The sequence below is a fragment of the Nostoc sp. DedQUE05 genome, assembly GCF_034530955.1.
GTDB lineage: Bacteria > Cyanobacteriota > Cyanobacteriia > Cyanobacteriales > Nostocaceae > Nostoc.
This window is the reverse complement of sequence record NZ_JAVRCB010000031.1, coordinates 20,836-35,575: the sequence shown is the minus strand read 5'-3', so window position 1 is coordinate 35,575 and position 14,740 is coordinate 20,836. Positions and strand designations below refer to the sequence as shown.

Here is a 14,740-nt window from a genome sequence, read left to right as displayed (position 1 = left end):
CCCAAGAGCAACGGCAGTTTGATGTGGCTGTTGATTACTACAACAAGGCGCTGAAAATATATGAAGATGCTGGTGATTTGTACCGTGCTGCTAGTGACTATCACCATTTGGGCATGGTGGCCCAAGAGCAACGGCAGTTTGATGTGGCTGTTGATTACTACAACAAGGCGCTGAAGATATTTGAAGATGCCGGGGATTTGTACAGTGCTGCTAGTGACTATCACCAATTAGGCATGGTAGCCCAAGAGCAACGGCAGTTTGATGTGGCTGTTGATTACTATCAAAAAACCTATAAAGTTTGTGAGCAATTCCGTGATTGGCGTAAGGCTTCAGCAACATTGGGTAAGTGGGGAAGGGTTTTAGAAGCTCAAGAAAATTACGCTGAGGCTTTGCAAATTTACATCAATGGTTTAACTATTGAACTAAAGCATAATAAAGATTGGATTGGTTTCTATATCAATGCTTTAGCCTGTATACTCAAGCAGTTAGGTGAAAGCCAGTTTCAAGACATTTGGCGCGAGGCGACGGGTGAAGAGTGCGCTGGAGATGTAAGCGAGGCAATTTGGACAGCGCGAGATAGGCTAGAAACAGAGTCTTAGGGTGCAGTGCAAGATTTATTGCCAACGTCAAATCATTCATAAGTTTTATTTAAGCATTGCTTGCGATCGCACAGAGCGCACTACCCTAAAGAGCGATCGCATAAGCTTTTGTCAAAAAGTTGTAACCTTAAGGCTTAATGTCGTAACCTTAAGCCTTAATCTTACAATGCTGGTGATTAATGTTGTAACGTTAAGCCTTAAGGTTATAGCGTTAAGCCTTAAGGTTATAAGGTTAAGCCTTAAGGTTATAGCATTAAGCCTTAATGTTATAACCTTAAGACTTAATGTTGTAATGTTGGTGACGACAAGACATTCACTTATAACTGCGATCGTTGATTCAGGTACTATTTTGCAGCCAGTTCCATTTTTTGAGTCACAGCCAGAAAAGCCGAAAAGACAAACAAAAATCAAAGCTTTGCAAGGCTGGTTTGAAAAAACACAACCTACACCTTCTGATTTTGACCCAGACCAAGCCAGATGGGAAGCTTTAAAGGAGAAACATAATCTGTGAAATTGCCTGAAATATTATTTAATAATATATAGATGAGGAAAATCAATATGCAAGCCTACAAGCTCAACGCCACAATTGACGAATCCGGTCATTTAATTATTGACGAACCTCTAAATATTGCTCCTGGAAAAGTGGAAGTGATTATTTTGCAGCCAGTTCCATCCTTGGAAACTTCTACTGAGTCACAGCCAGAAAAGCCGAGAAGAAAGTCTAAAGTCAAAGCATTTGAAGGGTTATTTGAAAATGCCCCACCCACACCACTAGACTTTGACCCAGACCAAGCCCGATGGGAAGCTTTAAAGGAGAAACATAATCTGTGAAAATCTTGTTAAACACCAACATCATTGTAGATGATGCCCTTGAGCGTGAACTTTTTCTAGAAGCAAGCGAACAAGTGTTGGTGCTAGTTGAACAAGGACAGGTAGAAAGTTATATTTCCGCCTCAACTTTTAGTGATTTGTATTACATCATCCGTAGGGCAAGAGGTCGAGAGTGGACACTTACTTATTTAAGGCAATTGGTCAACTTCTGCCAAGTCGCCATCGTAGACAGTACCACAATCAACATGGCACTAAACCTTAACTTTAGAGATTTTGAAGACGCTATTCAATACAGCAGTGCAGTACTCAATCACTTAGATGCTATTATTACTCGCAACCCTAGAGATTTTCCAGTTGCTACTCCCAGAATTATCACACCTGAAGAGTTGATTCAGGAACTAACAAATACTCCATAAATAATTAAGTTAAATATATATGAATGCCCAATTAACCCCTGTCGAAATCCAAGAGTTTCAGCAACTTCTGCAAGACGACACCCCAGCGCAACAAGCGCTTACTACCCTGCAACAACACAACGGTAATCTAGAAACCAGTTTTGATGCACTCTGGCAAGAGAAAGTCGGCAAAACAGATTATAGTCGGGGCAAAAAATCTCTCTTACAACTCACCCTCGACGAAATCCGCGCGGAAATCTGTGGTGATGATGGTTTACGGGGCAAAATCAAAGAATACACTAATAACCCTGGTAGTGCTTCTTTGTTTAACAGTGTTATTGGCTCACTGGTTGCCGTTGCAGCAGTACATGGCATCCCGATTGATGGGGCGATCGCTACAATTGTCGTGTTATATATTTTAAAAATCGGAATCAACGTTTTGTGCAAATACACTGAGCCAGATAACAAATAACGAGCAAGGAAATAATAACTCCTAACTCCTAACTCCTAACTCCTAACTCCTAACTTCTCTCACGTTCCCGGTAAATTTCGCAACCGCTCATCCAAATGAGTACGGTCTGCCAAAACCTTTAATAGCGGCCCATGCGAACTAAATTCTACAATACTGACCGAAGCAACAGGGCATCCCAAACGAAAACGAAAGCGTCCCACATCAACCCCTAGTAAACTACACAGAATAATTCTGATAGTTGCCTTATGTGAAACCACTAAAACATTACCACTAGTGTAATTTTGCTTGATTTCCTCAATTACCTGCAAGGCACGATAAGCAATTGTAACTGCCATTTCTCCACCATTAGGCGCATTCCAAGCGGGATCTGCTGACCAGCGAATATAATCATCGTGATATTCACGACTAATTACTTCTGGCGTTTTTCCTTCCCACAAGCCATAATTGATTTCCTTCAAACCATCCCTAAGTTGTGGTTCTATCCCTATTGCTTCATACAAAGGTTTTGCTGTTAATACAGTTCGCTGCATTGGACTACAAAATATTGCTGTCCAATCCATAGAACTATATGTATCTGCAAAAGCCTTTGCCATCTCCAAGCCTTCTGGAGTAAGTTCTGAATTTATAGAACCGCAAAAGGAATTATTGCGGCTGCATTCTGTCTGTCCGTGACGGAGGAAATAAAGAGTTAGGTTCACCGTATATTCTCATCGATTGTGAATTTAAAAGCGCTAACTATCAGATGTAGCTGAAGATAGTTAATGCCTGTGGTATATTACTACAATTTTTGAGATTTAAATTGAAAAAGAATTCAGAAGCCAGAATGGGCTAAACCTTAGCTATCCGCTAACAGGAGTCAGAATCAAGACGTTTGCGGACTCGAAGGAGCTGCGCTATCAGTCGGGAATTCAAGTTTTGAAACCCCCCTTCCCTACAAGGGAATGGGGGCTAGGGGGGTTAAGTTTCCGAGGCTTTGATGTTATGAAAAATACTTGTTCATTCATCCTCTTAGCTACGCTCGTCGTAGACATTGCCATTATTGCTTTTTAATAATTATAAAAATAAATTAAGCATAGATATAGAGACGTAATTAATTACGTCTCTATAAAATTTCTGTCAATCAAGCTAGTCCTTTATCTTTCAACCCTTGCTAAGAATAGAATAAAGGTGCATAGCATTGAATGTTTAGCATTTCGTAATTTTTTCTTGCAAAAATGGAATGCACCCCATTTATATCCCTAGAGTTTCTGCAAAAAAAATCATGAATTACTAGTCAATGTTTTTCTTTACATTATCTTTCACGTCTTCAATTCCGTGACGTACTTCACTTTCAGCTTGCTTTGCTTTACCTTCAGCTTTATCTTCTGGATCTCCAGTGACGTTTCCTAATGCTTCTTGGGCTTTACCTTCAACATTTTTAGCAGCAGCCTTTGCGCGATCTTCTATGCTCATTTTGATACTCCTGATTTAATTAAAAACTAATTTCAAAGCTATAAACTAACTTTGAAACTCTTTGTTATTACCTTTACACAGTAACTTAAAGTTTTTGCTAAAGCCTTCTACCACAAGGCAGATTCAATAATTTGTAATTCGTAATTGGTAATTTGTAATTAAGAAAGGTAGTTTTAGTAAGCCTTCTGGCTGTTAGTTGAATATAAAATAAAGTAAAATAAAGTGAGAATAGTTTAGTTACCTATGCTAAAAGACATAGAACAAATACCACAGATGGTAATTTTTACTTTTTAAATAAAAAAAACCCAGTTTCCTATAGAAAATGGGTTAATAAAGTTATGGGGATGTTTTTTTGTTTAATCTAGAAAACCCATCAGGTTTTCAGAATTGTCAATCTCATTTGATGCTATCGGACGATTACCGAATGTCGAATAGCTTTCATCAATTACCAATGAACTTGAGGCAATTGGACGAATTCCAGAGAGATTCATACTTTCAACAATTTGGAATTTATTAGCACCAATTGGGCGAATACCCATTGCGTTATAGGTTTCAACTACTTCCAAACTACTGGTGCTAACAGGACGCACCCCAGAAATTGAAAGGTGTTCAGCAACTTCTAAGTCGCTAGCGCCTATGGGGCGAATTCCAGAAATGGCGAGTGTTCCAGAAGCTCCTACTGGCAGTTCATTAACTTCCTCGGCTTTATCTGCATTCAAGCTCTGGTCTTGTTGATTTTCAACTTCCTGTGTAGACTTGGCATACTTCTGCCGAGAACTGGTTGCTTTGCCAGTGTTGCTATTAGTCATAAACGAACACCTCTAGTTTGTTAACTGAATTTTACAATAATTAAGGAAAGATGAAATTTTTTCCCATATACCTTAGAGTTTAACCTTAAAAAACCTCATATAGATATAAGAATCTTTAAAACTAATACATAAGTAAATTTAAAGCAATAATTTTTGTAAATAATTATTACTATTTATTTGCTCTAATAAGCCAGCTACAATAGATACAGAGCGGAATTGTCACCATGAAATAGGGTATTTACAGCAAAACTGTATGACAGAATTTTGTCTTCAAGCTCCCTTTAGTCCCACAGGCGATCAACCACAAGCGATCGCTAAACTTTCTGCTAGTATCCAATCAGGCAATCGTTACCAAACTTTACTAGGAGCCACTGGAACTGGCAAAACATTTTCCGTAGCAGCAGTTATTGAGAAAATTGGCAAGCCGACTTTAGTACTGGCGCATAATAAAACCCTGGCTGCACAGCTTTGTAACGAGTTGCGGGATTTCTTCCCCAACAATGCAGTTGAGTATTTTGTCAGCTACTACGATTATTATCAGCCAGAAGCGTATATTCCCGTCACCGATACTTATATTGAAAAAACGGCGGCGATTAATGATGAAATTGATATGTTGCGGCATTCGGCAACGCGATCGCTTTTTGAACGTCGTGATGTCATTGTCGTTGCTTCCATCAGTTGCATCTACGGTTTGGGAATGCCGTCAGAATATCTGAAAGCTGCCATCCCTCTTCAGATAGGTATGGAAATAAATCAGCGTCAAATCTTACGAGATTTGGCAAATGTTCAATACAGCCGTAACGACATCGAAATGGGTCGGGGAAAATTTCGCGTCCGGGGTGATGTTTTAGAAATTGGCCCAGCTTATGAAGACCGAATTATTCGCGTCGAATTCTTTGGTGATGAAATTGACGCAATTCGTTATATCGATCCGGTGACAGGTGAAATTCTCAAAAGTTTGGAAGCCGTAAATGTCTATCCTGCACGTCACTTTGTCACCCCAGAAGAACGCTTAGAAGTAGCTTGTAATGACATTGCAGCCGAGTTAAAACAGCAAAAACTAGACTTAGAACAAGCTGGCAAATTATTAGAAGCGCAACGCATAGATCAACGTACACGCTATGACTTGGAAATGCTGCGCGAAGTAGGTTACTGTAACGGCGTTGAGAACTATTCCCGTCACTTAGCAGGAAGACAAGCTGGAGAACCACCAGAATGTTTAATTGATTATTTTCCCAAAGATTGGCTATTAGTTATTGATGAATCTCACGTTACCGTGCCACAAATTCGCGGCATGTATAATGGCGACCAAGCGAGAAAAAAAGTTTTAATTGAACATGGATTTCGGCTTCCTAGTGCTGCTGATAACCGTCCTTTAAAAGCCGAGGAATTCTGGCAAAAAGTAAATCAGTGTATTTTTGTATCAGCAACTCCCGGAAATTGGGAATTAGAAGTTTCTGAAGACCATATAGTTGAACAAGTAATTCGACCAACTGGGGTGATCGATCCAGAAATTTCTGTGCGTCCCACAGAAGGACAAATTGATGATTTGTTAGGCGAAATTAAAGATAGAGCCGACCGCCATGAACGAGTCTTGATTACCACATTAACTAAGCGGATGGCGGAAGATTTAACCGAATATTTGCAAGACCACAGTATCAGGGTACGATATTTACATTCCGAAATTACTTCTATTGAGCGCATCGAGATTTTGCAGAATTTGCGCGAGGGAAATTTTGATGTATTAGTTGGTGTGAATTTGCTGCGGGAAGGTTTGGATTTACCGGAAGTTTCATTAGTAGCAATTATGGATGCAGATAAAGAAGGTTTCTTGCGAACCGAGCGTTCCTTAATTCAAACTATTGGTAGAGCCGCGCGTCACATTCAGGGACAAGCGATTTTATATGCCGATAATCTGACAGGTAGCATGATTAAAGCTATTGATGAAACAGACAGGCGGCGTGGGATTCAAACAGCACATAATCGATTGCATGGGATTACACCACAACCGATTGTGAAAAAATCAAGTAATGCAATTTTGGCTTTTTTAGATGTATCTCGGCGGTTAAATGCAACTGATTTAAAAGTAGTAGATGAACATCTAGATGAACTGCCATTAGAACAGATTCCCCAATTGATTACTCTGTTAGAAACGCAAATGAAAGAAGCGGCGAAGAAACTAGAATTTGAAGAGGCGGCAAAATTGCGCGATCGCATTAAGCATCTGCGAGATAAAATGCTAGGACGTTGATGATATTCAATCTATGACCTCAAAGTTCAAATTAGCGTAGGCGCAGCCTAAGGGCTGCGCTCAGGAACCACCCGTCGCAGACATCGCTTCACTATCTACCGTTAACGCTCGCACTCTTGGTATAATTTCGGCAGCAAAACGTTCCATTTCTGTGGCAAAAGGCTGGAATTGCAGCATGAAAGTACCAATTCCTACTTTGGTAAATTCAGCAATCCGATGGGCTACAGTTTCATAGCTACCAACCAATCCTGCTGCTGTACCGCCATTGCTCCCCACACCAGGGTACTTAGCCATGTTTTTGAACATAACTACTTCCGAATCTACTCCTTTGAGTAATTCTGAGCGATCGTCTTGTGCTACTACCATTGCTCTAAGGCTCTGATATTCCGCTTCCGCCTCTTCGTCTGTTGGTCGAGCAATAACAAAAGCTGACATAGCAAAGCCCAGAGGTTGAGAGCGAAACTTAGTTTTTTGAGCAACAGCCGCAATGGTTTCGCGGATGACTTCAATCGGACGACCATTCAGGAAAAATGTATGCGCTTCTTTTGCGGCTAGTTCTTGGGCTGGTTCTGACTCTCCCCCTACATACACACGCGGATGTGGTTTGGCTATAGGTGGAGGATTGAGCTTCAAATCATCGATTTGAAAATATTCACCGTAGAAGTTGACTTTCTCTCCACTCCATAAAGCTTTTACGACCCTAATCCATTCATCTGAATAACGATAACGCTCATCGTGGGTAAGGAAATTTATCCCCGACTTTTCTATTTCTGGCTTGAACCAGGCACTTACTAAGTTAATAGCAAAGCGTCCACCACTGATTGCATCAATACCTAAGGCCATCTTTGCTAAGACGGCAGGATGAAATAGTAATGGCTTAACAGCTGCAATAATCTCGATAGAGTTTGTTGCTTCTGCCAAAGCTGCTGCTGTTGTCCAACTTTCTAGCTGGTCAAGTTCTTGATTCCTGGGATTGATGATATGTTGCGCGATTAAAGTTGTGGTAAATCCGCACTTTTGGGCCAATTGGATTAAATTCTTAGCTCGTGAGTAACTAGCATCACGAGGTTCAAGAGGATGGTTCATCACACCGCAGTTGCCGTAAACGGGAATCCAAATCCCATAGTCTGGTTCAGACATAGCTTTCTAGAACCTTTGTAGTCGGCACTAAAACTTTATTTTTGCACCTTAAAAATAATACTGTAAATTGGTAGATTTATAGTAGTATAATATGAGATTTGCATAGGTGAGGATAAAAAACAAGGTATATCTCCCCAGTCCCCATTTAATTTGGAGGCAAGAATGTCACAACCACGCTATAGTATTTGGGCCCCTGTGGGCGGTAACTTTGGCCCTCTGAATACGCCAGATGAACCGATTGATGCTAGTTATGAACGCACGCGATCGCTAGTATTAGAAGCAGAACGTTTAGGATATGTGACAACCTTAGTCGCACAGCATCTTGCTAATCCCCGTAGTCTAGATTTAGAACAGTTGGAAACTTGGACAGCTTGTGCGGCCTTGGCTGAAGCTACGGAAAGCATAGAAATTATCGCCGCGATTAAACTTTTATTATTTCATCCAGCCGTTCTAGCCAAAATGGCCTTGGGTATTGATGCAATCAGTGGTGGACGTTTTGCCATCAACCTAATTAGTGCTTGGTTTCGCCCAGAAATGGAGCATACTAATATCCCTTTTCCTCCCCATGATGAACGTTATCGCTATTCTGGTGAATGGTTGCAGGTATTTCAAGTACACCAGTTCCAACCGAATAAAAAATTAACTTGCAATACTTAATGTTTGATAAACTAACAATTAGAGTATCATTTTAACTGTAATTTGCCTTACACTCTTTGTATATATTATGCAAACTCTATCTACTGCATAATTTAGTCAGACAAACCAGCGAAACCTTTGGTATAGCTACCGATAACGCAATTTTATAGACAAAAAAGCAGATGAGCAAAACACACCAGTATATAGCTCATTGTCGAAGATGATACTGATGACAAATTAAGTGGTGCTTAAAATGCAGGCGGGTGGATTTTTGCCTGTAAAGTCCGCTCAGAGTGGCAAAGAAATATGTTGACTGCCAAATAAGGAGGAAAAGAATTGCTAACCGAAAATGAACTACAACTATCTGCTGATGTGCTGGTAATTGGTGGTGGCCCTGCCGCCGCATGGGCAGCATGGGCAGCCGCATCCCAAGGAGTCAAAGTCATCATTGTTGATAAAGGTTTTCTGGGTACGAGCGGTGCAGCTGCTGCTAGTGGTAACGGCATCATGGCTCCTTCTCCAGAGAATTGGGACAAAGTTTTATCGGAGCGTTATCGCATAGGAAAAAACCTCGCTAACTCACGTTGGATCGAGCGTGTGATCGAAAAAACTTGGCTGAGTTTGCCCCTAGTGGAAAGTTGGGGCTATCGTTTCCCTAAAGAAGATGGCGAATCTGTGCGCCAGAGTTATTATGGGCCTGAATATATGCGGGTTCTTCGCAAAAACCTTTTGCGTGTTGGTGTACAAATTTTCGACCAAAGTCCGGCTCTAGAACTTTTATTGGCTGACGATGGCTCAGTAGCCGGGGCAAGAGGCGTGCAGAGGCAACATCATCGTAGCTATACGGTTCGTGCTGGTGCAGTAGTCTTGGCGAATGGCGGTTGTGCATTCTTGAGTAAAGCATTAGGGTGCAATACTAATACCGGTGATGGGCTGCTGATGGCAGTAGAAGCTGGTGGCGAACTCTCTAGTATGGAAGCTTCTAATCACTATGCAATTTCGACCGCTTTTAATGCCACAGTGACGCGGGGTGTTCCCTTTGGCTGGGCTAGTTACAGTGATGAAGCAGGTAACGATCTTGGTGGCTATGTCAATGGTCGTCGCGATCCATCGTTTCTTCCCAATGCCCTGCTGAAAGGCTCCGTTTATGCTCGTTTGGATAAAGCCACACCTGAAGTCAAAGCAGTAATTGAAAAGTCTCATTTCATCGCTTTTCTACCGTATAAAAAAGCTGACATTGACCCCTATACAGAACGAGTGCCTGTAACACTAATTTTAGAAGGTACAGTCCGTGGTACAGGTGGAATTCGTCTGACCGATGATAGTTGTGGTACAAAGGTTCCTGGCCTCTACGCCGCCGGTGATGCAGCATCGCGGGAGTTTCTAGCCGGGTTAGCTTCTGGAGGCGGTGGCCCCAATGCTGCCTGGGCAATCTCTACAGGGCAATGGGCTGGAGTTGGAGCAGCTAACTTTGCTAAAAGTTTGGGCGCTCAAGCAAATGAACGGGTTGCACGTCCTACTGGTCAAGTGGGATTGCGATCGCCTATGGCAGGGCGTAGCCCATCGCCTTCACCATCTTCTGAAACATTTGATAGTGAGGCGATCGTGCGTGGTGTACAAGACCAGATGTTCCCGTTGGAAAAGAACTACTTGCGTTCTGAGCAGGGACTTCTAGATTCCCTCGCCAAATTAGAAACCCTGTGGCAACAAGTACAAGGGAACCCGAAACAACATACAGTGCGCGATGTGGAATTTTCTCGTCGGGCGGCTGCTCTGACGGCTGTAGCGCGATGGGCATATTTTAGTGCTTTACATCGCACGGAAACACGCAGCGAACATATTCGTGTGGACTATCTTGAAACCGATCCAAATCAGCGTTATTACCAAGCAACTGGCGGCTTAGATAAACTTTGGGTGAGGCGCGATTGGATTAAGGATGCCATCGCTACACCACCAGTACAAACCTCTCAAACCACACCCTCTGTATCAAAGTTGTAATAGGAGCAGGATCGTGATCGAGCTTGTCAGCCATAAACTCTGTATCAATTGCAATCTGTGCGTCCAAGTATGTCCTACTAATGTTTTTGACTCCGTACCGAACCAACCACCTGCGATCGCCCGACAAGAAGATTGTCAAACTTGTTTCATGTGTGAAGCATATTGTCCTGCGGATGCGCTCTATGTTGCGCCTGAATCTCACACCAATGTTGCAGTCAATGAGGATGAATTAATTGAAAGTGGCATCATGGGTGAATATCGTCGCATCTTGGGTTGGGGATATGGCAGAAAAAACAATAGTGAATTAGATACTGCTCATAAACTACGCCAACTACCGCGCCCTTATCAAAGTTAATTTCAGTAGGCTTGATTCTTAGGAGAGAGATAAAACTAAGAATCAAGCTTTTGCTGCAAGTTTTTGGTTAGATATCGGCTCAATAGCACCCTGAAAAGTAATTTTTGTGACGTTATCAGAGTTTTCATTAGCTGGAAAAGTTGCTTTAGTAACTGGAGCAGGACAAGGTTTGGGACTAGAAATTGCCAAATCACTTGCCAAAGCTGGTGCGCGTGCGATCGTCAATGGGCGAAATTTTGAACGCCTTAATCAAGCAGTTGCAGTTATTGAATCAATTGGCGGATTAGGTTTTACGTTACCGTTTGATGTGACAGACGAAGTTGCGGTTCAAAGTGCGTTTATTGAGATCCGAGAAAAGCACGGCTGTTTAGATATTTTGGTTAATAATGTGGGAATGCGCGATCGCCGTGGATTGTTCGAGTTTGAAATGGATGCAGTGCGTCGGTTAATCAATGCTGATTTAATTGCACCATTCAATTTGTCACGAGAAGCGGCAAAACTGATGATGCACAGAAATGAAGGTCGAATCATTAATATTACGTCAATTGCAGGACAACTAGCAGGTGCGGGTGACGCAGTTTATACGACAGCTAAAGGAGGACTTGAAGCCCTAACCCGTACACTTGCGGCAGAACTTGGGGCTTTTGGAATTACAGTCAATGCAGTCGCTCCAGGCTTTTTTGCAACTGAGAGTAATGCTGATGTAGCTGCCGATCCAGAAGTCACGGAATGGTTGAAACATCGAACTTCTCTCGCGCGTTGGGGATCTCCACAAGAAATTACAGGCGCTGTTGTGTTCTTCGCTTCTCCAGCCGCATCTTACATAACCGGACAGGTTTTAGCTGTTGATGGTGGCTACCTTTCCCATTTCTGATTAATTTTTTTACCCGTAGACATATTTTTTCGGATCTTGCATTTGCAATCTGTGTGAATATTCTATGAGCAAAATACGGCAAATTGCCCGAATTAGCGTAGTATTGATATTGCTTATAGTTTAATGTACGTATGTTCAGTAAGTATTTACCACATCGACTGATGAGGATTGTCAGCAGCTTTATTCAAAATTATGAAATATCCCGAATTGGCATATTTGCCTTATTCTTTACCTGCGGGTTAAGTTTGACTCTTGTGATATCTGCGTGTTCTGCCAACAATACAGGTAACTCTGTAGCAACACAGACAGCAAATCAAGGTGTGGTAGTTCGTATCGGCTATCAAAAAGCGGCGACTATCCTCAGTGCTCTTAAAAACCGCGGCAATTTAGCGCAAACTTTAAAGACTGCTGGTGCTTCGGTGACATGGGCAGAATTTCCCGCCGGCCCACCGATGCTAGAAGCAATGAACGCAGGTAGTATTGACTTTGGCTATACAGGTGAATCACCACCAATATTTGCCCAAGCCGGAGGTACTCCTTTGCTTTATGTTGCTTACGATCCTTGGAGTCCCAAAGCCGAAGCAATTATTGTACCGAAAGATTCACCAATTAAAACGGTTGCTGACCTTAAAGGGAAAAAAGTAGCCTTTGCTAAAGGCTCGAACAGTAACTATCTTGTTGTCAAAGCTGTAGAAGCTGCCGGATTAAAGTATAGTGACATTCAACCAGCACATCTAACACCAGCAGATGCCCGTGCAGCATTTACTGGTGGTAACGTTGATGCTTGGGCAATTTGGGACCCTTACCTAGCAGCAGTTGAACACGACACAAAGGTTAGAAAATTAACAGATGCAACAAATTTAGCACCGAATCGGGGTTACTATCTTGCGCGTCAAGAGTTTGTTAAATCTCATCCAGATTTGTTGAAAACCCTGTTAGATGAAGTCAGCATTGTAAATAAATGGGCAACAAATAATCCAGAAGAAGTTGCCAAATTTTTAGAACCAGAGTTAGGTATTCCCGCAGCAGCATTAGAAATTGCCGAAAAACGACGAAAGTATGGTGTTTTACCGCTAACAGATGAAGTAATCACTCAGCAACAAAACATTGCCGATACTTTTCACAAAATCAAGCTAGTTCCCAAACAAATCCAAGTCAAAGATATTGTTTGGAACGGTAATAAATCTTAGAAATTCCTCCCTACTCGCAAAAGCTTATGGACATCAACACTCAACAAATAAAAACGGATGTACTTGTCATTGGTGGCGGTACAGCCGGGACAATGGCTGGAATTAAAGCTAAACAAGCAAATCCCAATGCAGAGGTGCTGATCTTAGAAAAGGCTAACATCCGACGGAGTGGTGCGATCGCAATGGGTATGGATGGAGTGAATACCGCAGTCATTCCCGGCCATTCTACCCCAGAACAATACGTGCGCGAAATCACCCTTGCTAACGATGGCATTGTCAACCAAAAAGCCGTTTATCAAACAGGCAAATTAGGTTACGAAGTCATCCAAGAATTAGAAAGTTGGGGTGTGAAATTTCAAAAAGATGCCCAAGGCAACTATGACTTAAAACAAGTGCATCGTGTGGGTAAATATGTCTTACCCATGCCAGAAGGTAAAGACCTCAAAACCATTCTTACCCGACAAGTTAAACGCCACAAAGTCAAAGTCACAAATCGCGTTATGGCAACCCGCGTCTTAGTCAAAGCCGGACGTGCTATTGGTGCGGTAGGATTTGATGTCAGAAACGGTGATTATATTGTCATTCAAGCTAAAGCAGTCATTCTGTGTACAGGTGCTTGTGGCAGATTAGGATTACCTGCTTCCGGCTATCTCTACGGCACTTATGAAAATCCTACTAATGCCGGAGATGGCTATTCAATGGCTTATCATGCAGGTGCAGAACTTAGTAATATTGAATGCTTTCAAGTTAATCCTTTAATCAAAGATTACAACGGGCCCGCCTGTGCTTATGTCGCCGGGCCTTTTGGCGCACATACAGCTAACGCCGAAGGAAATCGCTTCATTAGCTGTGACTATTGGAGTGGTCAAATGATGTTGGAAATCTGGAAAGAATTAAATTCTGGAAAAGGGCCAGTCCAATTGAAAATGACCCATCTCGATGAAGATACAATCGCGGAAATTGAATCCATACTTTGGGCGAATGAACGACCAAGTAGAGAACGTTTTCATCAAGGTAGAAATGAAGATTACCGCACCCACGGCGTAGAGATGCACATTTCTGAAATAGGCTTATGTAGCGGTCATAGTGCTTCTGGTGTGTGGGTGAATGAAAATGCTCAAACAACCATTTCAGGTTTATATGCAGCCGGAGATATGGCCAGCGTTCCCCATAATTACATGATTGGGGCATTTGTTTTTGGTCGAATAGCCGGAACTCATGCCATTGAATATATCCAATATTTAGATTTTATTGAACCAGATACAGACTTTTTAGAAGCTGAAAAAGCCAGAATTTACGCACCTTTAACTCGTCCGAATGGTGTACCTCATACCCAGGTAGAATATAAATTAAGACGCTTGGTAAATGATTATCTGCAACCACCAAAAACAGGTAACAAAATTGATATTGGCTTGAAACATTTTGTTCAATATCAAGAAACATTAGATTTAATGGGCGCTCGCGATCCTCATGAATTGATGCGTAGTCTAGAAGTTCACTTTATTCGCGATTGTGCAGAAATGGCAGCCAGAGCATCATTATATCGTCAAGAAACTCGTTGGGGGCTTTATCATTACCGCTTAGATTATCCAGACAAAAATGATGAAGAGTGGTTTTGTCATGTAAATTTAAAGAAAAATGAGTTAGGGGAAATGGTATTGTTTAAGCGTCCTGTAGATCCTTACATTGTGGATATCAATTTACATAATGAAATTTATGATATAGCAGTGAAATAAAT

Annotated in this window: 16 protein-coding genes; 12 read left to right on the top strand and 4 right to left on the bottom strand. The window is 41.8% G+C overall.

Annotated elements, in window-relative coordinates; all coding sequences use genetic code 11:
• From RMZ42_RS22210 to RMZ42_RS22190, 5 genes are all read left to right on the top strand, one after another.
• Nucleotides 1–599, top strand: a 599-nt coding sequence (locus RMZ42_RS22210; RefSeq protein ID WP_322673443.1) for a tetratricopeptide repeat protein, incomplete at its 5' end; no start/stop codon positions are given.
• A 292-nt stretch (nt 600–891) separates the two neighbouring features.
• Complete coding sequence (locus RMZ42_RS22205; protein WP_322673442.1) at nt 892–1,110, top strand: hypothetical protein; 219 nt, start codon at nt 892–894, stop codon at nt 1,108–1,110.
• A 47-nt stretch (nt 1,111–1,157) separates the two neighbouring features.
• Nucleotides 1,158–1,430: a hypothetical protein gene (locus RMZ42_RS22200; RefSeq protein ID WP_322673441.1), complete on the top strand. Its 273-nt coding sequence runs from the start codon at nt 1,158–1,160 to the stop codon at nt 1,428–1,430.
• Nucleotides 1,427–1,846, top strand: coding sequence for a PIN domain-containing protein (locus RMZ42_RS22195; RefSeq protein WP_322673440.1), 420 nt, complete (start codon nt 1,427–1,429; stop codon nt 1,844–1,846). Before RMZ42_RS22200 ends, RMZ42_RS22195 begins: the two co-directional genes overlap by 4 nt.
• A gap of 19 nt (nt 1,847–1,865) precedes the next feature.
• On the top strand, nt 1,866–2,297 hold the full coding sequence (locus tag RMZ42_RS22190) for a hypothetical protein (protein WP_322673439.1): 432 nt from the start codon (nt 1,866–1,868) through the stop codon (nt 2,295–2,297).
• A gap of 59 nt (nt 2,298–2,356) precedes the next feature.
• On the opposite strand, the gene RMZ42_RS22185 is transcribed toward RMZ42_RS22190, so the two are convergent.
• From RMZ42_RS22185 to RMZ42_RS22175, 3 genes are all read right to left on the bottom strand, one after another.
• Complete coding sequence (locus RMZ42_RS22185) at nt 2,357–2,995, bottom strand: histidine phosphatase family protein (RefSeq protein WP_322673438.1); 639 nt, start codon at nt 2,993–2,995, stop codon at nt 2,357–2,359.
• Between the two features lie 571 nt (nt 2,996–3,566).
• Nucleotides 3,567–3,749, bottom strand: a complete 183-nt coding sequence (locus tag RMZ42_RS22180) for a CsbD family protein (RefSeq protein ID WP_100900626.1) — start codon at nt 3,747–3,749, stop codon at nt 3,567–3,569.
• 356 nt (nt 3,750–4,105) lie between these two features.
• On the bottom strand, nt 4,106–4,558 hold the full coding sequence (locus RMZ42_RS22175; protein ID WP_322673437.1) for a hypothetical protein: 453 nt from the start codon (nt 4,556–4,558) through the stop codon (nt 4,106–4,108).
• Between the two features lie 253 nt (nt 4,559–4,811).
• Here RMZ42_RS22175 and uvrB point away from each other — a divergent pair, with 253 nt between their 5' ends.
• A complete protein-coding gene (gene uvrB, locus RMZ42_RS22170; protein ID WP_322673436.1) occupies nt 4,812–6,809 on the top strand; it encodes an excinuclease ABC subunit UvrB in 1,998 nt (665 codons plus the stop codon).
• A gap of 60 nt (nt 6,810–6,869) precedes the next feature.
• Here uvrB and RMZ42_RS22165 read toward each other — a convergent pair whose 3' ends face one another.
• Nucleotides 6,870–7,949: an LLM class flavin-dependent oxidoreductase gene (locus RMZ42_RS22165; RefSeq protein ID WP_322673435.1), complete on the bottom strand. Its 1,080-nt coding sequence runs from the start codon at nt 7,947–7,949 to the stop codon at nt 6,870–6,872.
• A gap of 162 nt (nt 7,950–8,111) precedes the next feature.
• Between RMZ42_RS22165 and RMZ42_RS22160 the strand changes: the two genes are divergently transcribed.
• The 6 genes from RMZ42_RS22160 (at nt 8,112) to RMZ42_RS22135 (ending at nt 14,738) form a co-directional block, all read left to right on the top strand.
• On the top strand, nt 8,112–8,606 hold the full coding sequence (locus tag RMZ42_RS22160) for an LLM class flavin-dependent oxidoreductase (RefSeq protein WP_322673434.1): 495 nt from the start codon (nt 8,112–8,114) through the stop codon (nt 8,604–8,606).
• A gap of 315 nt (nt 8,607–8,921) precedes the next feature.
• Nucleotides 8,922–10,583 carry an FAD-binding protein gene (locus tag RMZ42_RS22155; protein ID WP_322673433.1) on the top strand — a complete coding sequence of 554 codons (1,662 nt, stop codon included), beginning with the start codon at nt 8,922–8,924 and terminating at the stop codon, nt 10,581–10,583.
• Nucleotides 10,584–10,596: 13 nt separating this feature from the next.
• Nucleotides 10,597–10,938, top strand: coding sequence for a 4Fe-4S binding protein (locus tag RMZ42_RS22150; protein ID WP_322667420.1), 342 nt, complete (start codon nt 10,597–10,599; stop codon nt 10,936–10,938).
• Between the two features lie 106 nt (nt 10,939–11,044).
• Complete coding sequence (locus RMZ42_RS22145; RefSeq protein WP_322673432.1) at nt 11,045–11,812, top strand: SDR family oxidoreductase; 768 nt, start codon at nt 11,045–11,047, stop codon at nt 11,810–11,812.
• A 131-nt stretch (nt 11,813–11,943) separates the two neighbouring features.
• Nucleotides 11,944–13,002 (top strand): sulfonate ABC transporter substrate-binding protein, encoded by a 1,059-nt coding sequence (locus RMZ42_RS22140; protein WP_322673431.1) that lies wholly within the window; start codon nt 11,944–11,946, stop codon nt 13,000–13,002.
• A gap of 26 nt (nt 13,003–13,028) precedes the next feature.
• A complete protein-coding gene (locus RMZ42_RS22135) occupies nt 13,029–14,738 on the top strand; it encodes a fumarate reductase/succinate dehydrogenase flavoprotein subunit (protein ID WP_322673430.1) in 1,710 nt (569 codons plus the stop codon).
• Nucleotides 14,739–14,740: the final 2 nt, after the last annotated feature.